This window comes from Streptomyces sp. NPDC057950 (assembly GCF_042887295.1).
GTDB lineage: Bacteria > Actinomycetota > Actinomycetes > Streptomycetales > Streptomycetaceae > Streptomyces > Streptomyces kaempferi.
Map to the genome: position 1 here is coordinate 22014 of NZ_JBHVPP010000035.1, position 21618 is coordinate 43631.

Below are 21618 nucleotides of genomic sequence, written 5' to 3' on the forward strand. Positions count from 1 at the left end.
CGCACCCGGTTCGCGCCCGCCGCCCTCAGGAGTCCGCGCCCTCCTCGATCATCTCCTCGACCTCGGCCACGCGCGCCCGCTCCTCCGCCGCGAACCGCCCCGCGTCCAGCCGTTCCGCGATCTCCTCGTCCTGGGCCATCAGCAGGTCGAGGCTGGAGTCGCCCATCTCGAGGACGCCCATGTCGACGTACGCCTGCTGGAGGCGCTCGCCCCACAGGCCGATGTCCTTGACGCAGGGGACGATGCGGCTGAAGAGCAGCCGGCGGAAGAGGCGCAGGAATTCGGACTGCTCGCTGTACACCTCGGCCTCGACCCTGGGGATGCCGAAGTTCTCCAGCACCTCGACGCCGCGCAGCCGGTCCCGCATCAGGTGGCAGCCCTCGATGACGAACTCCTCGCGTTCGCGCAGTTCGGCGTCGGAGAGCTGCCGGTAGTAGTCGCGCAGCGCCATGCGGCCGAAGGCGACATGGCGGGCCTCGTCCTGCATCACGTACGCGAGGATCTGCTTGGGGAGGGGCTTGTCCGTGGTGTCGCGGATCATGCCGAAGGCAGCCAGCGCCAGCCCCTCGATCAGGACCTGCATCCCGAGGTAGGGCATGTCCCACCGGGAGTCGCGGAGGGTGTCGCCGAGCAGGGACCGCAGGTGTTCGTTGACCGGGTAGAGCATGCCGATCTTCTCGTGCAGAAAGCGGCCGTAGATCTCCGCGTGCCGGGCCTCGTCCATGGTCTGGGTGGCCGAGTAGAGCTTCGCGTCGAGATCGGGGACGGACTCCACGATGCGCGCCGCGCACACCATCGCGCCCTGCTCGCCGTGCAGGAACTGGCTGAACTGCCAGGCGGTGTAGTGCCGGCGCAGTTCACCCTTGTCCCGGTCGGTCATCTTCGCCCAGTGCGGTGTCCCGTACAGGGTCATCGCCTCGTCGGGGGTGCCGAGCGGATCGTACGGATCGACCTCGATGTCCCAGTCGATCCGCCGCTGTCCGTCCCACTGTTTGTCCTTGCCCTTCTGGTAAAGGGCAAGGAGCCGGGCGCGACCGTCGTCGTACTCCCAGCTGAAGCGTGCTGCCCCCGAGGCCGGTATCTGCCAGAGGGGGTCTCCCGGGTCCTTGGCGTACAGCTCGTGCGTCGGCATACCCGGCAGGCTCACACGGGGTAGACGCGTCGTCAACAAGTCGCGCACAGGGGATTGACGAGCTTGCTGACAGGCCGTCTCATAAGAAGTGACTGCCGGTAACCCCTGAAGATCCCGTACGACGAGGTGGGAACAGTCATGACGACGGTGACGGAAGACGGACTCGACGAGCTCGCCGGGCTCCGCGACGCGCTCGGCTTGCTCAAGGACCGGGAACAGGTGGCCGAACGGCTGCTCGCCTCTTCCGCCAAGCACTCCTTCGACCCGGACGAGGAACTGGACTGGGACGCGCCCTTCGAGGAGGGCAAGTGGTTCTGGCCGCCCGAGCTGGTCTCGCTCTACGACACCCCGCTGTGGAAGCGGATGGGCGAGGAGCAGCGCGTCCTGCTCTCGCAGCACGAGGCGGCGGCGCTCGCCTCCCTCGGGATCTGGTTCGAGATCATCCTGATGCAGCTGCTGGTGCGTCACATCTACGACAAGGCGGCCACGAGCGCGCACGTGCGGTACGCGCTCACCGAGATCGAGGACGAGTGCCGGCACTCGAAGATGTTCGCCCGGCTGATCTCGCGCGGCGGCACACCGCACTACCCGGTCAGCCGCGCCCATCTGAATCTCGGGCGGCTCTTCAAGACCATCTCGACCACCCCCGGCTCCTTCACCGCCACGCTGCTCGGCGAGGAGATCCTGGACTGGATGCAGCGGCTGACCTTCCCCGACGAGCGGGTGCAGACCCTGGTGCGCGGCGTCACCCGCATCCACGTGGTCGAGGAGGCCCGGCACGTGCGGTACGCGCGGGAGGAGCTGCGGCGCCAGATGGTGACCGCGCCACGCTGGTCCCAGGAGTTCACCCGCGTCACCTCCGGTGAGTTCGCCCGGGTCTTCTCCGTCGCCTTCGTCAATCCCGAGGTCTACACGAACGTCGGTCTGGACCGGCGCGAGGCCGTGGCGCAGGTGCGGGCGAGCGGACACCGGCGCGAGGTGATGCAGACCGGGGCGAAACGCCTGACCGATTTCCTGGACGACATCGGCGTACTGCGGGGCGTCGGGCGGCGGCTGTGGAAGGCCTCCGGGCTGCTGGCCTGAGGGGGGCACCACGACGGTGCCCCTCGTCGGGCCCGGAACGACGTCCCGGACGGAGCCCCGCCGGACGGGTGCGAGCGGCCGCGGCGGGGGCGAACACACGGGTTACGCTGCCGACATGACCTCCGCGGCCCCCACTCCCGCATACCGCCGGCTGAGCGTCGAGGAGCGGCGTTCGCAGCTCCTCGAGGCGGCGCTGTCCCTCTTCGCGCACCGGGCCCCCGAGGAGGTCTCGCTGGACGACGTGGCGGAGGCCGCGGGGGTGTCGCGGCCCCTCGTGTACCGGTACTTCCCGGGCGGCAAGCAGCAGCTGTACGAGGCCGCGCTGCGCTCCGCCGCAAAGGAGCTGGAGCACTGCTTCGCGGAGCCGTCGCAGGGGTCGCTGAGCGAACGGCTGTCGCGGGCCCTCGACCGCTATCTCGCCTTCGTCGACCAGCACGACGCGGGCTTCAGCGCGCTGCTGCAGGGCGGCAGTGTCGTCGAGACGTCCAGGACGACCGCCATAGTGGACGGGGTACGGCGGGCCGCCGCCGACCACATCGTCGACCATCTCGCCGTGCGGGATCCGGGTCCGCGGCTGCGGATGACCGTACGGATGTGGATCACCGCCGTCGAGGGGGCGTCGCTCAGCTGGCTCGACGGGGGCAAGGAACCGCCGCTGGACGAGCTGCGGGACTGGCTGGTGGAGCAGTTCGTGGCGATGCTGGTGGCGAGCGCGGGACGCGATCCGCAGACCGCCGACGTCGTGCGGGCGGCGCTCGCCCTGGAGGCGCCGGAGGGTGCGGTGGGGAGGCTGGCGCGGCGGGTCGTCCCGCTGCTCGACGGCGCGGCGCGACTCCTTTGACCGGCACCGACCGGCACCGACCGGTACCGACCGGCCGGCGCGGCGCGACTCCTTCGACCGACACCGCCCGGCATCGACCGGAACTGCCTGACGTCGGCCACCACCGACCGGCAATGAACACCGCCGGGCGGCGCGTTTGTGACACTGGTGCGGTGAAGAGCCAAGACACCCCCTTCGAGGGAGGCCCGCTGGACGGGCGTGTGCTGCCCGTCCTGCTCGGCCTGACCGGACACCCGCCGAAGGTGTACCGCGTACCGGTACCGGACGCGGCCGGCGGCCCGCCGACCGTCCTCGTCTACCGCCGCGTCCAGGCCGGCCGGAGCAGGCGCCTGGGACTGCACCAGGGATGGAAGTACGCGTTCGACCCCGAGGGTGGCGCGGGCCGCGCACCCGGCGGACCGAAGTGGCCCTGGTCCGGGCCGCGCGCCGGGGGCGGCGACGCCACGCCGGAGTCCCACGCCGACGAGTGACCTTCTTGGGCCGAACCGCTCACCGGGCGCGCACGCGGGACGCGCACGCCCGATCCTGCCGGTGCGAGGTGGACGTACCACCGCCGCACCGGAGGTGATGAAGTGTCAGGACGCATCCTGCGCCTGGTCTGTACGGTCGCGGTGGCGACCGGGGCACTGCTCGCGCCCGTACCCGCCGTGGCGGCCCCGGACCCCGGGCCCTCGGCGTCCGCGCGGGCCGGCGCGGGCGGTCCCGAAGTGCGGTCCGCGGCGCGGTTGCTGACGAACCTCCAGCAGCGCTACCGGGAGGCGGAGCGCGCCACCGAGACGTACAACGCGACCGTGGAGAAGCTCGGGAGACAGCGGACCGAGGTCGCCAGGCTCGACGCGAGACTCGTCGGCGCCCGCCTCTCCCTGCACGACAGCCGCGGCGCGGCGGGGCGACTGGCCCGGCAGCAGTACCAGAGCAGCAGTGGGATCTCCTCGTACCTGCGGCTGCTGCTCACCCGTGATCCGCAGCGCGCGCTGGACGAGGGACAGGTGATCAGGCGGCTGTCCCGGGAGCGGGTCAAGGCCATGGACCGGCTGGCCGGGAGCGAGCGGCACACCGACGGGCTGGCACGGCGGGCGCGCAAGGCCCTGGACGGTCAGCTCACCCTCGCCGCGCGGCAGAAGAAGGAGCGCGACAAGGTCCGCGAGCGGCTGAAGGACGTCGAGGAACTGCTCGCCTCGCTCACCGCGCGACAGCTCGCCGAACTCGACGCGCTGGAGAAGCGGGGGACGGAGGCGGCCCAGCGGAAACTGGTGACGTCCGGGGCACTGAGCAGCGTACGGGCCCCTTCACCGGAGGGCCGGGAGGCGGTGGAGTACGCCGTGAAGCAGCTCGGGAAGCCGTACCGATGGGGCGCCGAGGGACCCGGGGCGTACGACTGTTCGGGGCTCACCTCGCAGGCCTGGGGCCACGCCGGGCAGCCCATTCCACGCACCAGCCAGGAGCAGTGGGCGCGGCTGCCCCGGATCCCGCTGACCGAGCTGCGCCCCGGCGACCTGGTCGTCTACTTCCCCGAGGCCACCCACGTCGCCATGTACATGGGGGACGGGATGGTGGTGCAGGCGCCGCGGCCCGGGACCAGGATCAAGATCTCGCCGATCGCCGCCAACCCGGTCCTGGGCGCCGTGCGGCCGGACCCCGCCGGGAAGCCCGTCGGGCGGTACGCACCGCCGGCGCCGCCCTCGAGGGCGGCCGACGGGCCGGACGGGAGCACCCGGTAGGGGCCGTCGTCCTGCCCGGGTGGAGCGCGGCCCGCCCGGCGGGAGCGCGTCGTCCCGCCCGGCAGGGCGCGGCATCCGGCTCTCACCTGCGATAGCCGAGGAGGGTCATCATGCCGGACTCGGAGTGGTACTGGTTGTGGCAGTGGAGCATCCACAGTCCCGGGTTGTCTGCGTAGAAATCGACGACGATCTTGCGGTGCGGCAGGACCACAGCGGTGTCCTTGCGTGCTCCGACCGCTCCGAGGCCGGTGAGGGCGAACGTGTGGCCGTGCAGATGCAGGGGGTGCCACATGTTGGTGGCGTTGATGAGGGACAGGCGGATCCGTTCGCCCTCGCGGATCGGGTGGCGGCGTTCCAGGGAGTAGGGCTCGTGGTCGAAGGCCCAGTCGAACCTCCTCATGCTGCCGGTCAGCTTGACGCGCAGCCGGCGGTCCGGACCGGAGTCGTTGAGCGCCACGGACTCGTGCGGCCGCATCCGTCGGGCCGGGACCACCTCGCCGTCGAGTTCGCGCGGGTGCACGGCAGGGCCGGGCAGGGTCCCGCTGGAGGTACGCAGGACCGCCAGGGCACGGGCGTTCTTGCCCTCGGCCAGCGCGACCAGCGGGAACATCCCGTCCTTGGCGGTGATCAGCACGTCGTAGCGTTCGGCCATGCCGATCAGCAGCGCGTCCGTCGTCTTGTGCTCGACCGGGTAGCCGTCCGTGTGGGTCACCGTCATCCGGTGGCCGCCCAGCGCCACCCGGAAGGCCGTGTCGCCCCCGGCGTTGATGATCCGCAGCCGGATGCGGTCCCCGGGGCGGGCCCGGAAGACCGAGGGAGCCTGCGGGATACGGCCGTTGACCAGGTAGTACGGGTAGTCGACGTTGCCGCCCTCGCTGCGCAGGATGCGGCTGTGCGAGCCCCGCAGGATGCGCGAGGGGCCGGCGGAGTGGACATGGCCCGACGACTGCGCGCCGCCCGCCGCGTCGTGGCCGGACCCGCTGTGCGCGCCGCCCTCCCCCATGTCCATCGGCGCGCCCCTGCCGCCGCGCAGCTGGGAGAGCACTCCCTCCGGGGTGGAGCCGCCCACGCCGTCCACCCAGTCGTCCAGCACGACGACCCACTCCTGGTCGTAGGACAGGGGTTCCCTGGGGTCCTCGACGATCAGGGGCGCGTACAGGCCCCGGTCGAGTTGCATGCCGGAGTGCGAGTGCAGCCAGTAGGTGCCCGCGTGCGCCATGGCGAAGCGGTAGGTGAAGTCCGCGCCGGGCTTGATGGAGTTCTGGGTCAGGCCCGGCACCCCGTCCATGTCGCAGCGCATCCGGACCCCGTGCGAGTGCAGCGTCGTCTCGACCGGCAGGTGGTTGGCGACCGTGAGGGCGAGGATGTCGCCCTTGGTGACCCGCACCTCCTTGCCCGGCAGCGCGTCACCGTACGCCCATGACCTGACGGTGCGTCCGCCCAGGTCGAGGGAGGTCTCGGCGGCGGTGAGCCGGAACTCCCGGACGGGACCGGTGCCGCGTCTGCGCTCGGCGGCGAGGACCTCGGGATCGGAGGGGTTCACAAAACCGCCGGGTCCCCTGGGTACGAAGCCGCCGCCCGCGTTGCCGGCGGCTCCGGCCCCCGACTGCGGGCCGGACCCCGAGTCGGATCCGGAGCAGCCCGCCAGGACTCCCGAGCCGACGGCCACGATCGAGGCACCCAGCACGGTGCGCCGCTTATATGTGTGCATGGATGAATAACACACGTCTTGTCCGCATGTGTGCGAGAACTGGAGCGGCGTGTCCTGTCACCAGGGTGGTGAAGAATCGTTACTTCCCGGGCCCTCGCGGGCGCCGGCGCTCCTGACAGGAGCGCCGGGAACCGCGCGGCCGAGCACGCTCGGCCCACACCGGGACGGGGCTCAGGCCCCCGCGACCGAGGCGAGGTACGCCTCCGTCTTCTCCGGCTCATAGAAGAAGTTCTCGAAGTCCGCCGGGTTGTCGAACCCGTTGGCGAAGCGGTGAGCCACCGGCTCGAGTTGGGTGCCGGCGCCGATCAGCTTGAGGACGTGCTCCGGCGGGACGCCCAGCATGGCGTTCGTCCACTTCGTCACGTGCTGGGCGGTGTCCCAGTAGCGGTCGAAGGTGGAGCGCATCCATGCCTCGTCGAACTCCTTCTCGCCCTGCTCCAGGATCGAGGCGAGATACGCGGCCGCGCACTTGGAGGCGGAGTTGGAGCCCTGGCCGGTGATCGGGTCGTTCGCCACGACCACGTCGGCGACGCCCAGGACCAGACCGCCGCCGGGGAGTCGGCCGACCGGGTTGCGGACGGTGGGGGCGTAACGGCCCGACAGCGTCGCGTTGGCGTCGGTCAGTTCGACCTTCGTGGCGCGCGCGTACTCCCACGGCACGAACCGCTCCATCAGCTCCAGCGTCAGGGAGAGGTGCTCGGCCGGGTCCTTGACGCCGTTGAAGACGTCGGCCGGGCCGCCGGGCACGCCCTCCCAGAAGAGGATGTCCGCGCGGCCGGAGGTGGTGAGCGTCGGCATGACGAAGAGCTCGCCGACACCGGGGACCAGGTTGCAGCGGACCGCGTCGTAGTCCGGGTGCTCCGGGCGCGGACCGAGACCGTGCACGTAGGCGACGGCGAGTGCCCGCTGCGGCTGCGCGTACGGGGAACGGGAGGCGTCCCGGCCGAACATGGACACCAGTTCACCCTTGCCCGCGGAGACCAGTACGAGGTCGTACGTACGGGCGAAGTAGTCCAGGTCGGAGACCGCCGCGCCGTGTATCACCAGCTGGCCGCCGCGCTGGGCGAACGTCTCCATCCAGCCGGCCATCTTCACCCGCTGGTCGACCGACTGGGCGTAGCCGTCGAGCCTGCCGACCCAGTCGATCGCGCGCTGCGAGGGGCCCGGGTCGAAGGAGCCGGGGGCGGCGACCGAGACGCCGAGGCCCTCGATCCTCGGGGCCTGGGACTCCCAGAAGTTCAGCTGGAGATCGCGCTCGTGCTGGAGGGCCGTGTGGAACATGCACTGCGTCGACATGACCCGGCCCGTACGGATCTCGTCCGCCGTCCGGTTCGACATCAGGGTGACCTCGTACCCGTTCGACTGGAGGCCGAGGGCGAGCTGGAGTCCGGACTGGCCGGCTCCGACGACGAGTATCTTCCGCATGGGCGTCCTTACTCTGCGTACGTCTTATTCGGGGCTCGTGTCGAGCGCGTGCCCCACCAGCGCGAGGAGCGTCTCGACGACCGAGATCCGACGCCTGGCATCCATGATCATGACAGGTATGTGTGGAGGCACCGTGAGGGCCTCACGCACGTCGGCGGCGTCGAACGGCTCGCTGCCGTCGAAGTGGTTGACCGCGACGACGTAGGGAAGTCCGCAGCTCTCGAAGTAGTCGAGCGCCGGGAAGCAGTCCTTGAGGCGGCGGGTGTCGGCCAGGACCACCGCGCCGATCGCGCCGCGCACCAGGTCGTCCCACATGAACCAGAAGCGCTGCTGCCCCGGTGTGCCGAAGAGGTAGAGCACCAGGTCGTCGTCGAGCGTGATGCGGCCGAAGTCCATGGCCACCGTGGTGGTCAGTTTCTCCGGCGTCGCGCTGAGGTCGTCGGTGTCCTCGCTGGCCTGGGTCATCAGCGCCTCCGTCTGGAGGGGCGTGATCTCGGAGACCGCCGTGACCAGCGTGGTCTTGCCCACGCCGAAACCGCCCGCGACCACGATCTTGGTGGCGATCGGGGCGCGGCTGCGGTCCGTCTGCCAGGCCTGGAGGTTCTCGTCGGACTCCGGCCCGGGCAGCGGCACCGGGGCGAGCGGCATCGGGGCCGTGGCGGGGAAGGCGGTTCGCGGCGCGCCCTCAGAGACGACGGAGTCCATTCAGCACCCTTTCCAGCAGAGCGCGGTCCGGCTGTCCCGGGCCGTGACCTGTTCCGTACACACGGATCTTTCCCTGGTCCGCCAGGTCGCTCAGGAGCACGCGGACCACACCCAGCGGCATCCTGAGGAGGGCGGCGATCTCGGCCACCGTACGCATCCGGCGGCACAGTTCGACGATCGCCCGCATCTCGGGCATCACCCGGGTCTCGAGCGACCCGTTGGTCAGTTCCCGGCGCTCCTCGGGGGCTTCGAGCGCGGCCACGAAGGTCTCGACGAGCAGCACGTGCCCGAAGCGGGTCCGGCCACCGGTGAGCGAGTAGGGGCGGACCCGGGCGGGTTTGCGGTCGCCGCCGCGTATGGGGAGCTTGGGTGCGGAGGAAGAACTCACTGGGCACTCCCCGTCGGCTTGGCTTCTAGTGACTGGCGCAGTTCACTGCGGAGTTCGGGGGTCAGCACGTGGCCGGCGCGGCCGACGAAGAGCGCCATGTGGTACGCCACCACGCTCATGTCGCAGTCCGGGGCGCCGTGCACACCGAGCAGCGAACCGTCGCTGATCGACATCACGAAGAGACTGCCGTCGTCCATCGCGACCATGGTCTGTTTGACGCCGCCCGCCTCCATCAGCTTCGCGGCGCCGATGGTCAGGCTGCCGATGCCGGAGACGATGGTGGCGAGGTCCGCGGCGGATCCCTTGGGACCGGTGGGGCGCTGCTCCGTCCCGGTGCGGGCCTCCGCGTTCCTGCCGGGGTCGGAGGAGAGCAGCAGCAGACCGTCCGAGGAGACGACCGCGACCGACAGGAGTCCGGGCACCTCCTCGACGAGGTTGGTCAGCAGCCAGTGCAGATTGCGGGCCTCGCTGCTCAGGCCGAACGTACTGGGCGCGGTCAACTGCTTGCCTCCTCGACTGTGCCCCCCGATGCGTCTACTGCGCCCGGTGCCCGGTGCGGTGCGGTGGCCGGGCCGTCCGGCGCGCCGGGGGTGCGTGTCTGTGCCGTCTCTTCGGAGATCTCCGCCTCGACATCGCGGCGGCCCTCCGTCGCACCCCGGTGGAAGCCGCCCAGTCTGCGCCGCAGCGCCTCGGCGTCCACCCCGCCGGCACGCGCCCGGGGGGCAGGCGCGGGGGCGGAGATCTTCGGTGTGCGCTTGGGCAGGCCCTTGTCGGTGACCCGCTCCGACTCGTCGTCCGGTGCGCGGTCGTGGACGTCGGGTCCGATGGCGTAGGGGTCGGTGGTGGCGGGCCGGGGGGAGGGCACGGTGGGCGGGGCGGGGGCCGCCGCGGCCGCGCGGGGTGCGTCCGCCGGCGTCGCCGGACCGTCCGCCGGCGCCGTCGCGCGTCCGTCGGCGGGCGCCGTCGGCCCGTCCGTCCGCGTGGCCGGACCGCGTGGTGGCGGTACCGGCGCGTCGGCCGGCGGCACCGGCGCCAGGACCATCGTGGTCTCGGAATCCGGCGGACCCGGTACGGGCGCATCCTGCGCCCCGGCGTCCCGTACGGCCTCCTCCGCCGCGGCTATCAAGGGGTCCTCGTCCCCGTCCGCGGTGGCGGGAACGGCCGGCCTGAGGGCCGAACGTCCGCGCAGGACGTTAGAGTTGACCTCGGCGGCGGCCCCCGGAAGCGTCACCGTGGGGGCCGCGCCCGGAACGGGGGCGGTCGAGGGGACCGTGCCGGCGGGGGACGCGGACAGCAGCGTCTTCGGGAGGACGACCACCGCGGCGGTCCCGCCCTGCTTCTGCTCGCGCAGCTGTACGCGTACGCCGTGCCGGTGGGCGAGCCGCGCCACCACGTACAGGCCGAGCCCGAGTCCCTCGCCGCTCTCCTCGTCGTACGCGTCGTCCGGATCGAACGCGGAGAGGCGGGCGTTGAGCTGGGTCATCCGCTCGGCCGCCATGCCGATGCCCTCGTCCTGCACGGAGAGCATCACCTCGCCGCTCTCCAGGAGCCAGCCGGAGACCTCGACGGGGAGGTCGGGCGGCGAGAACGACGAGGCGTTCTCCATGAGTTCGGCCAGCAGGTGCGAGAGGTCGTCCGCGGCGTAGCCGGCGAGGTGGGCGTGCGGCGGCAGAGCGGCGATACGGACCCGCTCGTACCGCTCGATCTCGCTGACGGCGGCGCGCACGACGTCGACGAGCGGGACCGGGCCCGCGTGGTGCTGGACGTGCTCGTGCCCGGCGAGGACCAGCAGGTTCTCGCTGTGGCGCCGCATCACGGTGGCGAAGTGGTCCAGCTTGAAGAGCGTGCCCAGCCGCTCCGGGTCCTGCTCGCGCTCCTCCAGCCCCTCGATGACGCCGAGTTGCCGCTCGACCAGGCCGAGGGTCCGCAGCGCGAGGTTGACGAAGGTCCCGTGGATGGTGCCGCGCACCTGCTCCAAGTGGGCTGCGGCCTGCGCGAGTTCGGCCCGCAGCCGGTCGCGTTCGTCGGCCATCTGCCGACGCTGCCCGACGAGGTGCTTGCGGTCCGCCTCGAGAGGCGTGAGCCGCTCGTGCACCCCCGCGGCGTACGCGTGCAGCGCGTTGACGGAGCGGACGACCTGGGCGAACTCGTCGTTGCGGCCGGTGAACCTGACCGGTTCCGCGGCCGCCGGGTCGGCGGCGAGGCGGGCCGATCCGATCCGCAGCACGGCCAGCGGACGGGTGAGCGTGCGGGCCATCGCCATCGAGACGCCGACCGCGACCAGCAGCAGGCCGCCGATCACGGCGATCCGGACCTCCAGCGCGGTGACGTCGTCGTCCCGCAGCAGTTCGAGGTCCTTGGTGCGGTGCTCGTAGAGGGATGCCTCCGCGCCGCGCATCAGCTCGACCCGGGCGGAGAGCGCGGCGTCCGCCTTCTTCGCGCTGGTGTCGAGCTCGTCGTCGGAGAACGTCGGCTGGTCGGTGAGGCCGGCGAGGTACTTGTCGGCGGTCGTGACGTCCGGTCCGGTGACCGTCGAGTCGTAGGAGGCCTTGGCGGCCTTGGGCGCGGTCTCGCGGAAGTCGGCCAGGGCCGCGTCCGAGCGCAGCCTGGCCTGCTGGGCGGCGGCGCTGAGCGCGTCGCGCTGCTTGGCGCCGGCGGCCGACGCGCGCCTCGTGGTGGTCGGCAGACCGGTCAGCGGGTCGATGACCGTCCGGGTGGTGCGCGGGATGTCGAGGGCGGCCAGGAGCAGACCGCGGGCGGCGGCGGACTGCTGGACGGCGGAGTCGAGTTCGGCGAGGGAGTGCGCGCCGGAGCCGGCCCGGGGCGGCAGCCGCTCGGCCAGGTCCTCGGCGAGGCCGTGCAGTCCGGTGATGACGGCGGAGTACGCCTCGTGGGTCTCGAGAGCGCCGCTGTTGCCGGTGAGCGCCGCTCTGCGGACCGCGCCGATGCCGTCCAGGTCGGTCAGCAGCACGGCGGACGCGTCCTCGTCCGCCCGCAGTTCCGTGACCTGACGGTCGACCCGGGCGCTGCGCTGCTCGGAGGGGGCCTTGGACTTGGGGCGCCCCGCGGCGATGTACGTGGTGACGTCGTCGCGCTCGTCGGCCAGCGCGTGGGCGAGCGTCAGCGCCTCCTGGGTCCGCTGCGCGAGCGTCACCAGGTTCTGTGAGTCGTTGAGCTGCTCCGAGGCCGCCATGACCGTGGGGGCTCCGGCGCCGGCGATGGCGGCCGCGACGACCGCCACGGCGACGATCAGCCGATTACGCACGTGAGCGGCGCGGCCCTTGCCCGCGGAGGTGTCCCCCGCGGCCCCCGGCGTGCGTTCCGCGCCCCCCTCGGGGGCCGACTGCCTGCCTGTGCGCCGAGACCGCATCTTCTGCACCGGTGCTCGCATTCCTGACTCGTGTACCCAAGGGCGCGGGTGACGCTCCGTCAATGAGGGTGTCCGCCCTCCGCACGCCTTCGACTCGGCGTGAACAGGGGGTGCCCCCCATCGGGACCCGACCCTCCCAGTGCCGGTGGGCAGTGGTCCCGCATCATCTGACCCGCCACCCGAAGGAGTGAACCCCGGACGGGAGTTGGCGGGCAAGTTCCTCTGGCGCGTGCGCCCCCCTTGCGCGGCGGGCCGGTTGGACGTCGGCGGCGGGCTTTGGCAGTATTCGCCGCCACGCGTTCCCGGAGTTGATCATTCCATGCCAAACCAGGCGGCTGAGCTGCGGGTCCGCACTTGTTCGGCGACCGTTGCCAGCCTTTCGTGGACCTTGTGAAGAGCTCGTGCAGACTGGCTGGATGCGCACCGAACTCGTTTCCGAACCGGGCGACCCTGGCCGCCCCAATGAGGACTTCGCATCGGTCGGGCTCCCGGCCTCGGGGCAGGGGGGTTCCCTGGTCCTCCTCGACGGCGTGACACCTCCACCGGGTGACGACGGATGTCTTCATTCCGTTGCGTGGTTCTCGGCACGGCTCGGCGGATCCCTGACCGAACTGTCCGTTTCCCGACGGGATCTCCCCCTGTCGGAGATCCTTTCCCTGGCGATCCGGCGCACCGCCGAGGCCCACGCGGGCTCCTGTGACCTTTCTCACCCGCGCACACCGCAGGCAACCGTGGTGGTCGCGCGGTGGTCCGCCGAACTGGTCGAGTACCTGGTCCTGTCGGACTCGGCCCTGCTGCTGGAGTCCCCCGCCGGGGAGGTGACACCGGTCCTGGACGGCCGCCTCGGCCTCGTCCCGCGCGCCTGGCTCGCCACCGACGCGATCGCCGACGCGACGGTCCGCAACAAGGAGGGGGGCTTCTTCACGGCCGCCGCGGATCCGTCGGTGGCGGCACGGGCCGTGACGGGCGTGCTGCCGCGTGCGGAGGTGCGCGCGCTGGCCGCCCTCACGGACGGCGCGACCCGCTGGGTCGAGAAGTTCGCGGAGGGCGACTGGAGCGAGCTGTTCACGCTCCTGCGCAAGGAGGGCGGGCAGGCGCTCGTCGACCGCGTACGGACGCTGGAGCGCGACGACGCGGAGACCCGGGTGCGGCTGCGCCGGAGCAAGACGCACGACGACGCGACGGTGGTGTTCGTGGAGTACTGAACGGGCCCGCCCCGGCCGGCGGGGCGAGGCCCCGGTGGAGCGGGCGGCCCGTGGAGAATGCCTGCGGACGAGACCCACGGAGAGGGCCCGCGGGGAAACGGACCCTCCGTGCGGCGGCGCGGCGGCGCGGCGGCGCGGCGGCCGCGAGGCGCCGTGCCGCCCCCGCCCCCGGCCCCGCCCGGAGGACTACTTCTCCATGCCCCGGTTCAGCTGGTGCAGCAGCCGGGCGAGTTCGGCGACCTCGTGCGGGTCCCAGCCGGCGAGTTCGCGGACGTACCGTGCCCGTCGCGCCTCCCGGACCCTGCGGAAGCGGTCCCGGCCCCCGTCGGTGAGGTGGACGAGCCAGGCCCGGCCGTCGGCCGGGTCGGGCTCGCGGGCGACGAGGCCGAGCTCCTCCAGGGCGCGGAGCTGACGGGACATCGTGGCCTTGCCGACCCCGATGTAGGCGGCCAGCTCGGTGGCGCGCTGGCGGCCGCACTCCTCCAGACGGAAGAGGAGTCCGTACGCCGAGGACTCCAGGTCCGGGTGGACCTCGCGGGCCATCTCACCGGAATTGGCGCGGGCGCGTCGCAGGAAAACGGTCAGCTCCCGCTCCAGTGCCGGGAATTCCTGGTCCACACCATTTTCCGACGCCTCGGATTCGACACGACGTCCGTCGCCGTTTGCGTCCTCGTGCACGTCAGCACCCCTGACCCGGTTTCCCGATCCTGAAAGTTTCTGCCAAAAGTCGCCGTTGCCGCAGCTCCGCCAGTATTTCGCAGGCATGGACCAACGGCAGCCTCCGGGCCCTCTTCCCGCGGCCTTCCCGGCGCCTGGCTTCTTTGACGGACAAATACTGGCATGCCCACGCCATCACCCCGTCGACGAGGACCCGGCCCCAGGGGCGTCGGGCGCGATGCCGTCGATGTCCACCCGTGTCCCCCACCGTGCCCCACCGATCTCCTCTGAGGCTCGACATGCCCGCGCACGGATCCGCGAGCCGCACACGATGTGGCAGTACACGTCGTCGGGACCGACGGTCCGTGACCACGGCAGGTTCAACGGCGCGCTCGACCGGCCGCGGGCGCTCGCCGACGGACGAGCGCCCGGACAGGGGAAGGCCCGGACTCCCTCACGGGCCCGGGCCTTCCCCGTCCGGACGGACCGGCGGCGTCCGTCACGCCGCCACCGGCACCTCCGGGGTCGCACCGCTGGTCGCCGGCGTCAGCGCCAGCTCCAGCACCTGCCGGACGTCCGTCACCGCGTGGACGTCGAGCTTCTCCAGGACCTCCGCGGGGACGTCGTCCAGGTCGGGCTCGTTGCGCTTCGGGATCACGACCGTCGTCACCCCGGCCCGGTGGGCGGCCAGCAGCTTCTGCTTGACGCCGCCGATCGGCAGCACCCGGCCGGTCAGCGAGACCTCACCGGTCATCGCCACGTCCGTACGGACCGGCCGCCCGCTGAGCAGCGACGCGAGGGCCGTCGTCATGGTGACGCCCGCGCTCGGACCGTCCTTGGGGACGGCGCCCGCCGGGAAGTGGATGTGCACGCCCCGGTCCTTCAGGTCGCCCACCGGCAGTTCCAGCTCGGCTCCGTGCGACCGCAGGAAGCTCAGCGCGATCTGCGCCGACTCCTTCATCACGTCACCCAGCTGACCGGTCAGGGTCAGACCCGCCGCGCCCGTCTCCGGGTCGGCGAGCGACGCCTCCACGTAGAGGACGTCACCGCCCGCGCCCGTGACGGCCAGACCGGTGGCGACACCGGGCACCGCGGTACGGCGCTCGGCCGGGTCCTGGGCCGACTCGGGCACATGGTGCGGCCGTCCGAGCAGCCCGCGCAGATCGGCGTCGGTCACCGTGAACGGCAGCTCCCGCTCGCCGAGTTCGTGCTGTGCCGCGATCTTGCGGAGCAGCCGGGCGACGGCCCGCTCCAGGTTGCGGACGCCCGCTTCCCGGGTGTACTCCCCGGCGAGCTTGCGCAGCGCGCTCTCGTCGAGCGTGACCTCGTCCTTCGCCAGACCCGCCCGCTCCAGCTGCCGCTGCAGCAGGTGGTCACGGGCGATGACGACCTTCTCGTCCTCGGTGTACCCGTCGAGCCTGACCAGCTCCATGCGGTCGAGCAGGGCCTCCGGGATGGCTTCGAGCACGTTGGCCGTCGCCAGGAACACCACGTCGCTGAGGTCGAGCTCGACCTCCAGGTAGTGGTCCCGGAAGGTGTGGTTCTGCGCGGGGTCGAGGACCTCCAGCAGGGCCGCGGCCGGGTCGCCCCGGAAGTCGGATCCCACCTTGTCGATCTCGTCCAGCAGGACCACCGGGTTCATGGACCCGGCCTCCTTGATGGCGCGGACGATACGGCCGGGCAGGGCGCCGACGTACGTACGCCGGTGGCCGCGGATCTCGGCCTCGTCCCGGACGCCGCCGAGGGCGACCCGGACGAACTTCCGGCCCATCGCGTGCGCGACGGACTCGCCGAGCGAGGTCTTGCCGACGCCGGGCGGTCCGACCAGCGCGAGCACCGCGCCGCCGCGCCGCCCGCCGACCACGCCGAGCCCGCGCTCGGAACGCCGCTTGCGCACGGCGAGGTACTCGGTGATGCGTTCCTTCACGTCGTCGAGTCCGGCGTGCTCGGCGTCCAGGACGGCCTTGGCGCCCTGGATGTCATACGCGCCGGTGTCGTCGGTCCGTTCGTTCCACGGCAGCTCCAGCACCGTGTCGAGCCAGGTGCGGATCCAGGAGCCCTCGGGCGACTGGTCACTGGACCGCTCCAGCTTGTCGACCTCCTTGAGGGCGGCCTCGCGGACCTTCTCGGGAAGGTCGGCGGCCTCGACGCGGGTCCGGTAGTCGTCCGACTCCTCGCCCTCCTTGGCGTCGCCGTTCAGCTCGCGCAGCTCCTTGCGGACCGCCTCCAGCTGGCGCCGCAGCAGGAACTCGCGCTGCTGCTTGTCGACGCCCTCCTGGACGTCCTTGGCGATGGACTCGGCGACGTCCTGCTCGGCGAGGTGCTCACGCAGCTGCTCGGTGGCGAGCTTCAGCCGGGCCACCGGGTCGGCGGTCTCCAGCAGCGTGACCTTCTGCTCGGTGCTCAGGAACGGGGAGTAACCGGAGTTGTCGGCGAGCGCGGACACGTCGTCGATGGCCTGTACGCGGTCCACGACCTGCCAGGCGGCGCGCTTGCGCAGCCAGCTGGTGGCGAGGGCCTTGTACTCCTTGACCAGTTCGGTGACGTGACCGGGCAGCGGGTCGGGCACGGTCTCGTCGATCTGGGTGCCCTCGACCCACAGCGCAGCACCGGGACCGGTCGTCCCGGCACCGATCTTCACGCGTCCACGGCCGCGGATCAGCGCGCCCGGGTCGCCGTCGGCCAGTCGGCCGACCTGCTCGACGGTGCCGAGCACACCGGTGCTCGGGTACGCCCCGTCGATGCGTGGCACCAGCAGTACCCGCGGCTTGCCGGGCTCCGACCGCGCGGCGGCCTGGGCAGCCTCCACCGCGGCGCGCACATCGGCGTCGTTCAGGTCCAGCGGAACCACCATCCCGGGCAGCACGACCTCGTCGTCGAGCGGCAGCACGGGCAGGGTGAGCGATGTGGACGTCGAAGCCATGATCTTCCCTCCGGCAGTCAAGTTGAGCTACACCGACTCAATGCACGTGAGTCCCCGATTGTTCCCCGGGGCCCGTTCGCTCTGAGCGATCACTCGGCCACCCCTGGGGCTACGGGAATCCGCACAGGTCAGCGCCGACCTCGACGCACCGATGGGCCGACGGGAGTGCACCCGGCCGGGGGCTCACCGCAAGAACCCCCTCGCGTCGCGCCCTGTTCCCGCGGGCCCCTGGGGGCGGCGGTCGGGTCCTAGGCGGCGAGGGTGCCGGGCGCCTGGGCAGCCCGGACGGCGGGGCCGGCCGTGTCGCGGCCGCCGCGTCCGTCCGCGCCGGCCCGGTGCCGGCGCCGTATCAGCGGCCAGGTCGAGACCCCGACCGCCAGGGACAGCAGGTGTCCCCAGTCGGTCATCGGATCCCGGAACGCGATCAGGTCGCCGACCAGCACCCCGGCGAAGCCCATCAGCACCGGCCAGCGCAGCCACGGCGTCAGCAGCCCGGCGAGGGCACCTACGCTCGCGGCGACACCGAAGCTGATGCCGTAGTCGAGACGGTGCAGGGAACTGCCGGGAAGGTGTCCGGCCAGCACCGACAGGCCGACGGGCACCTCGGTGGCCAGCGTGGCCACGACATGGCCGAGCAGGAAGACACCCGCCGCCCGCAGTCCGCCTATGCGCCGTTCCAGCGCGGTCAGGACGAGCACGAACCCGGCCGCGTACATCGACGCGACCCCGCCGGCGATCCACAGCGCGCTGGCCAGCAGCACCAGCACCGGATGGCGGGCGAGGTGCGCCACGTCCGTACTGGAGCCCTGCTGCAGGGCGTGGACGAGGGAGGGGGCCGCGTGGTCAGCGGTCACCGACACGACGGCGAGGACGGCCGCGTACCCGAAGGTGAAGGGTGTGCCGGTGGGGGTGGGGAGCAGCCGCCAGGGCCGCGGCACGCGTGTCCGGGCGAGGGCACGGGTGCGGGCGCGAGAGGCGGGCGGGCGGAGCGCGGATGTCTCCGTGACCGCGTCGCCTCGCTGCCGCGGCATGCCGTCCAGCACGGACGTGCCGCCGGCTTCCGTGTTCTCGGGCGTGGCGTCCGACGGGGAGGTCGTGGCCGCCGCGGTCGTGCTCCGGTCCAAGGTGGAGGGCTCCTTCCGTCCCCACCCACCCTTGGGTGTCCCACGCGCCACTGTCTATGACCGACGCCACCCGCGGGCGGATTCACAGCAACCCCTCACCCAGGAACGCCGCGCGGGCTGCCGGGGCGTGCGTGCCGCGGTGACGGCGGGCCGACGACACCGTGTCGCCGTCGCCGTGTCATACGTCGACGTGTCGCCGTAGCCGTATGTATGGAGGACGGCCGGTCGGCACCGGCCTCGCCGGGCGGACCCGCGAGGCGCGTACGCGGGGCGCCGGCCGCCCGGACACCCGGGGCGTGGGCCCGGACGGCGCGCCCGGGGAGGGGACGGCGTGCCCGGGGATCGGTGCCGCCCCGCACCCGGGGATCGGTGCCGCCGCGCCTCCGGGGCGGACTGCCAGGATGGGCGCCATGACGGCTCCGTACGACACCCCCGTAGTCATCGACCGCAGGGAAGGCCCGTACGGCGAGGTCGTGTTGCGGCGCCACGGCGCACTGCTGCAGATCATCGCCAACGGGTGCTTCCTGATGGACACCTCGGACGGCCGCTCGGAGCGGCTGCTCGTCGACGCCGCGTACGACGCCCTCGAGGGACGCCCGGAGCCGGACGTGCTGATCGGCGGACTCGGCGTCGGGTTCTCGCTCGCCCACGCGGCGGCGGACCGGCGCTGGGGGCGCATCATCGTCGTCGAACGCGAGCGGGCCATCGTCGACTGGCACCGTGACGGTCCGCTGGCCGGACTCTCCGCGCGGGCGTTGGCCGATCCGCGCACCGAGATCGTGGAGGCCGATCTGTCCACTCACCTCCGTGAGACATCCGCCACGTACGACGCGCTCTGCCTGGACATCGACAACGGCCCCGACTGGACCGTCACGGAGGACAACGACAGCCTGTACGGACCGGCCGGACTCGCGGACTGCGCGCGGGTGTTGAGGCCCGGCGGAGTGCTCGCCGTATGGTCGGCCCGGCCCTCTCCGGAATTTGAAGGAAGCTTGCGGAATGCCGGATTCCGACGGGTGCGTACCGAAGAGATCCCGGTTGCCCGGGGCGTTCCGGACGTCGTCCACCTCGCGACAGGGCCTGGATAGCCGAGCGCAGCCGACTGCCCTTACGCTGCTCCCCTGGCGCGGATCATTCAAGCGTCAAGCGCAGTCATGGGATCACCCCACGGATTCCGGAACGCACACATCAGGGGCGGGCGATGGAGCAGACCCACACATCCCACAACGGCACGGCGGCGACGCCGGGCGCTCAGCGCCGGGTGCTGGTGGTCGAGGACGACCCGACGATCGTCGACGCCATCGCGGCCCGTCTGCGAGCCGAGGGGTTCCTCGTGCAAACCGCGGGCGACGGACCGGCCGCCGTCGACACGGCGGAGGCATGGCAGCCGGACCTGCTGATCCTCGACATCATGCTGCCCGGCTTCGACGGCCTGGAGGTGTGCCGGCGGGTCCAGGCCCAGCGCCCGGTACCGGTGCTGATGCTCACCGCGCGCGACGACGAGACCGACATGCTGGTCGGTCTCGGCGTGGGCGCCGACGACTACATGACCAAGCCGTTCTCGATGCGGGAGCTGGCCGCGCGCGTGCACGTCCTGCTGCGCCGGGTCGAGCGGGCGGTGGTGGCGGCCTCGACGCCGCGCAGCGGCATCCTGCGCCTCGGCGAGCTGGAGATCGACCACGCGCAGCGCCGGGTGCGGGTGCGCTCGGAGGACGTGCACCTCACCCCCACCGAGTTCGACCTGCTGGTCTGCCTCGCCAACACGCCGCGCGCGGTACTCTCCCGCGAACAGTTGCTGGCCGAGGTCTGGGACTGGGCGGACGCTTCGGGAACCCGGACCGTGGACAGCCACATCAAGGCGCTGCGCCGGAAGATCGGCGCCGAGCGGATCCGCACCGTGCACGGTGTGGGCTATGCGCTGGAGACCCCGACTCCCTGAGCGGGGTCCGCGCGAGGACCTGCCTGAGGGGGCTGATCTCATGAGCGGATCGGGAGAGCGCGGGAACACCGGGCCCTGGGGCTCCGTGCGCCCCTTCTCGATCAAGACCAAGCTGGGCACGCTGGTCGTGGTCTCGGTCTTCATCACCACCGGTCTGCTGATGATCGCGGTACGCACCGAGACGGAGCTGCGCTTCATCACGGTCTTCTCGATGATCGCCACCCTCCTGATCACGCAGTTCGTGGCGCATTCGCTCACCGCGCCGCTGGACGAGATGAACACGGTCGCCCGGTCCATCTCCCACGGCGACTACACGCGCCGGGTCAGCGACAGCCGCCGCGACGAGCTGGGCGACCTGGCCCAGACGATCAACCTCATGGCCGACGAGCTGGAGGCCCAGGACCGCCAGCGCAAGGAACTCGTGGCGAACGTCTCGCACGAGCTGCGCACCCCCATCGCGGCTCTGCGCGCGGTCCTGGAGAACGTCGTGGACGGCGTCTCCGCCGCCGACCCCGAGACGATGCGTACGGCGCTCAAGCAGACGGAGCGGCTGGGCCGGCTGGTCGAGACCCTGCTGGACCTCTCCCGGCTCGACAACGGCGTCGTACCGCTGCGCAAGCGCCGTTTCGAGGTGTGGCCGTACCTGTCGGGCGTACTGAAGGAGGCCAACATGGTCGCCTCCGCGCGCGCGGGCCTCGCGTCGGGCTCCGGCAACCACACCCGCACCGACGTCCACCTGCACCTCGACGTCTCGCCGCCGGAGCTGACCGCGCACGCCGACCCGGAGCGGATCCACCAGGTCGTCGCCAATCTCATCGACAACGCGGTCAAGCACAGCCCGCCGCACGGCCGGGTCACCGTCAAGGCCCGCCGGGGCGACCTCCCCGAGTCGCTGGCGCTGGAAGTCCTGGACGAGGGCCCCGGCATTCCGCAGTCGGAGTGGCACCGCGTCTTCGAGCGGTTCAACCGGGGCGGGGTGCCCGCGCCCCACGGGCCCGGCAGCGACGGCGGTACGGGCCTGGGGCTCGCCATCGCCCGCTGGGCGGTCGATCTGCACGGCGGCCGGATCGGCGTGGCCGAATCCCAGCGGGGCTGCCGTATCCAGGTCACCCTTCCGGGCCTTCCCTCTCTGCCAAGTTGACGTAAAGTTCGAACCGGAGCCACAAGATCCATCCGTGTCCGTCGCTCGTGGACACGTGTGATCAGGCAGAGGGCCGCGCGAGTCGTGCCGCGACCCGGAATCGACGTACCCACTCCGGTCCGGAACCTCGCTTGTTTCCCGCCATTTCCCTCACCGAAACACGCTTTCCGATGTGACTTGCGCGACGTTGGACGGGCCCGGCCTGACCTTCCCGGCCAGGGAGGCGTAGCCTTTATTCCCGCTGTCCATCACC

At 71.9% G+C, this 21618-nt stretch carries 18 protein-coding genes and 1 pseudogene; 9 read left to right on the forward strand and 10 right to left on the reverse strand.

The genetic code is table 11. From position 1 onward, the window contains the following. Window positions 1-25 precede the first annotated feature (25 nt). Entirely contained in the window at window positions 26-1132 is a 1107-nt protein-coding gene (locus ACFVTC_RS39495) for a ferritin-like domain-containing protein (RefSeq protein WP_390134152.1), read from the reverse strand. Window positions 1133-1270: 138 nt separating this feature from the next. On the opposite strand from ACFVTC_RS39495, the gene ACFVTC_RS39500 reads away from it, so the two are divergent. From ACFVTC_RS39500 to ACFVTC_RS39515, 4 genes are all read left to right on the forward strand, one after another. Next, window positions 1271-2215, forward strand: a complete 945-nt coding sequence (locus tag ACFVTC_RS39500; protein ID WP_390134154.1) for a diiron oxygenase — start codon at window positions 1271-1273, stop codon at window positions 2213-2215. A 115-nt stretch (window positions 2216-2330) separates the two neighbouring features. After that, window positions 2331-3056, forward strand: a complete 726-nt coding sequence (locus tag ACFVTC_RS39505) for a TetR/AcrR family transcriptional regulator (protein WP_390134156.1) — start codon at window positions 2331-2333, stop codon at window positions 3054-3056. A 152-nt stretch (window positions 3057-3208) separates the two neighbouring features. Continuing rightward, the gene (locus tag ACFVTC_RS39510; RefSeq protein WP_390134158.1) at window positions 3209-3526 is read left to right on the forward strand and encodes a hypothetical protein; all 318 of its coding nucleotides are present in this window, start codon (window positions 3209-3211) and stop codon (window positions 3524-3526) included. Between the two features lie 102 nt (window positions 3527-3628). Continuing rightward, the gene (locus ACFVTC_RS39515; protein ID WP_390134160.1) at window positions 3629-4777 is read left to right on the forward strand and encodes an NlpC/P60 family protein; all 1149 of its coding nucleotides are present in this window, start codon (window positions 3629-3631) and stop codon (window positions 4775-4777) included. A gap of 82 nt (window positions 4778-4859) precedes the next feature. Here ACFVTC_RS39515 and ACFVTC_RS39520 read toward each other — a convergent pair whose 3' ends face one another. From ACFVTC_RS39520 to ACFVTC_RS39545, 6 genes are all read right to left on the reverse strand, one after another. After that, complete coding sequence (locus tag ACFVTC_RS39520; RefSeq protein ID WP_390134162.1) at window positions 4860-6488, reverse strand: multicopper oxidase family protein; 1629 nt, start codon at window positions 6486-6488, stop codon at window positions 4860-4862. 171 nt (window positions 6489-6659) lie between these two features. After that, complete coding sequence (locus ACFVTC_RS39525) at window positions 6660-7913, reverse strand: styrene monooxygenase/indole monooxygenase family protein (RefSeq protein ID WP_390134165.1); 1254 nt, start codon at window positions 7911-7913, stop codon at window positions 6660-6662. Window positions 7914-7937: 24 nt separating this feature from the next. Further along, window positions 7938-8618, reverse strand: a complete 681-nt coding sequence (locus ACFVTC_RS39530) for an ATP/GTP-binding protein (protein WP_390134167.1) — start codon at window positions 8616-8618, stop codon at window positions 7938-7940. Next, window positions 8599-9006, reverse strand: a complete 408-nt coding sequence (locus tag ACFVTC_RS39535) for a DUF742 domain-containing protein (protein WP_153288648.1) — start codon at window positions 9004-9006, stop codon at window positions 8599-8601. Before ACFVTC_RS39535 ends, ACFVTC_RS39530 begins: the two co-directional genes overlap by 20 nt. Continuing rightward, window positions 9003-9506 (reverse strand): roadblock/LC7 domain-containing protein, encoded by a 504-nt coding sequence (locus tag ACFVTC_RS39540; protein WP_168530199.1) that lies wholly within the window; start codon window positions 9504-9506, stop codon window positions 9003-9005. Before ACFVTC_RS39540 ends, ACFVTC_RS39535 begins: the two co-directional genes overlap by 4 nt. Further along, on the reverse strand, window positions 9503-12397 hold the full coding sequence (locus ACFVTC_RS39545; protein WP_390134170.1) for a nitrate- and nitrite sensing domain-containing protein: 2895 nt from the start codon (window positions 12395-12397) through the stop codon (window positions 9503-9505). Before ACFVTC_RS39545 ends, ACFVTC_RS39540 begins: the two co-directional genes overlap by 4 nt. 395 nt (window positions 12398-12792) lie before the next feature. Between ACFVTC_RS39545 and ACFVTC_RS39550 the strand changes: the two genes are divergently transcribed. Next, a complete protein-coding gene (locus tag ACFVTC_RS39550; protein ID WP_390134172.1) occupies window positions 12793-13581 on the forward strand; it encodes a hypothetical protein in 789 nt (262 codons plus the stop codon). Between the two features lie 186 nt (window positions 13582-13767). Here the strand turns inward: ACFVTC_RS39550 and ACFVTC_RS39555 are convergent, their stop codons facing one another. Continuing rightward, window positions 13768-14259 carry a MarR family winged helix-turn-helix transcriptional regulator gene (locus ACFVTC_RS39555; RefSeq protein WP_390134175.1) on the reverse strand — a complete coding sequence of 164 codons (492 nt, stop codon included), beginning with the start codon at window positions 14257-14259 and terminating at the stop codon, window positions 13768-13770. A gap of 304 nt (window positions 14260-14563) precedes the next feature. Here ACFVTC_RS39555 and ACFVTC_RS39560 point away from each other — a divergent pair. Beyond that, window positions 14564-14659: pseudogene (locus ACFVTC_RS39560) on the forward strand (lysozyme); the annotation flags it as partial. A gap of 78 nt (window positions 14660-14737) precedes the next feature. On the opposite strand, the gene lon reads toward ACFVTC_RS39560, so the two are convergent. Then, the gene (lon, locus tag ACFVTC_RS39565) at window positions 14738-17161 is read right to left on the reverse strand and encodes an endopeptidase La (RefSeq protein WP_390134177.1); all 2424 of its coding nucleotides are present in this window, start codon (window positions 17159-17161) and stop codon (window positions 14738-14740) included. Between the two features lie 248 nt (window positions 17162-17409). Beyond that, window positions 17410-18285, reverse strand: coding sequence for a rhomboid-like protein (locus tag ACFVTC_RS39570; protein ID WP_390134179.1), 876 nt, complete (start codon window positions 18283-18285; stop codon window positions 17410-17412). 410 nt (window positions 18286-18695) lie between these two features. On the opposite strand from ACFVTC_RS39570, the gene ACFVTC_RS39575 reads away from it, so the two are divergent. From ACFVTC_RS39575 to ACFVTC_RS39585, 3 genes are all read left to right on the forward strand, one after another. Then, a complete protein-coding gene (locus ACFVTC_RS39575) occupies window positions 18696-19373 on the forward strand; it encodes a spermidine synthase (protein ID WP_390134181.1) in 678 nt (225 codons plus the stop codon). A 113-nt stretch (window positions 19374-19486) separates the two neighbouring features. Continuing rightward, a complete protein-coding gene (locus ACFVTC_RS39580; protein WP_054236710.1) occupies window positions 19487-20224 on the forward strand; it encodes a response regulator transcription factor in 738 nt (245 codons plus the stop codon). Window positions 20225-20264: 40 nt separating this feature from the next. Further along, entirely contained in the window at window positions 20265-21365 is a 1101-nt protein-coding gene (locus ACFVTC_RS39585; protein ID WP_390134184.1) for an ATP-binding protein, read from the forward strand. Window positions 21366-21618 lie beyond the last annotated feature (253 nt).

Coding starts and splice junctions, on each gene's coding strand:
- ACFVTC_RS39495 (WP_390134152.1), bottom strand. CDS start 1,132: ATGCCGACGCACGAGCTGTACGCCAAGGACCCGGGAGACCCCCTCTGG.
- ACFVTC_RS39505 (WP_390134156.1), top strand. CDS start 2,331: ATGACCTCCGCGGCCCCCACTCCCGCATACCGCCGGCTGAGCGTCGAG.
- ACFVTC_RS39500 (WP_390134154.1), top strand. CDS start 1,271: ATGACGACGGTGACGGAAGACGGACTCGACGAGCTCGCCGGGCTCCGC.
- ACFVTC_RS39525 (WP_390134165.1), bottom strand. CDS start 7,913: ATGCGGAAGATACTCGTCGTCGGAGCCGGCCAGTCCGGACTCCAGCTC.
- lon (WP_390134177.1), bottom strand. CDS start 17,161: ATGGCTTCGACGTCCACATCGCTCACCCTGCCCGTGCTGCCGCTCGAC.
- ACFVTC_RS39520 (WP_390134162.1), bottom strand. CDS start 6,488: ATGCACACATATAAGCGGCGCACCGTGCTGGGTGCCTCGATCGTGGCC.
- ACFVTC_RS39585 (WP_390134184.1), top strand. CDS start 20,265: ATGAGCGGATCGGGAGAGCGCGGGAACACCGGGCCCTGGGGCTCCGTG.
- ACFVTC_RS39550 (WP_390134172.1), top strand. CDS start 12,793: ATGCGCACCGAACTCGTTTCCGAACCGGGCGACCCTGGCCGCCCCAAT.
- ACFVTC_RS39545 (WP_390134170.1), bottom strand. CDS start 12,397: ATGCGAGCACCGGTGCAGAAGATGCGGTCTCGGCGCACAGGCAGGCAG.
- ACFVTC_RS39580 (WP_054236710.1), top strand. CDS start 19,487: ATGGAGCAGACCCACACATCCCACAACGGCACGGCGGCGACGCCGGGC.
- ACFVTC_RS39575 (WP_390134181.1), top strand. CDS start 18,696: ATGACGGCTCCGTACGACACCCCCGTAGTCATCGACCGCAGGGAAGGC.
- ACFVTC_RS39530 (WP_390134167.1), bottom strand. CDS start 8,618: ATGGACTCCGTCGTCTCTGAGGGCGCGCCGCGAACCGCCTTCCCCGCC.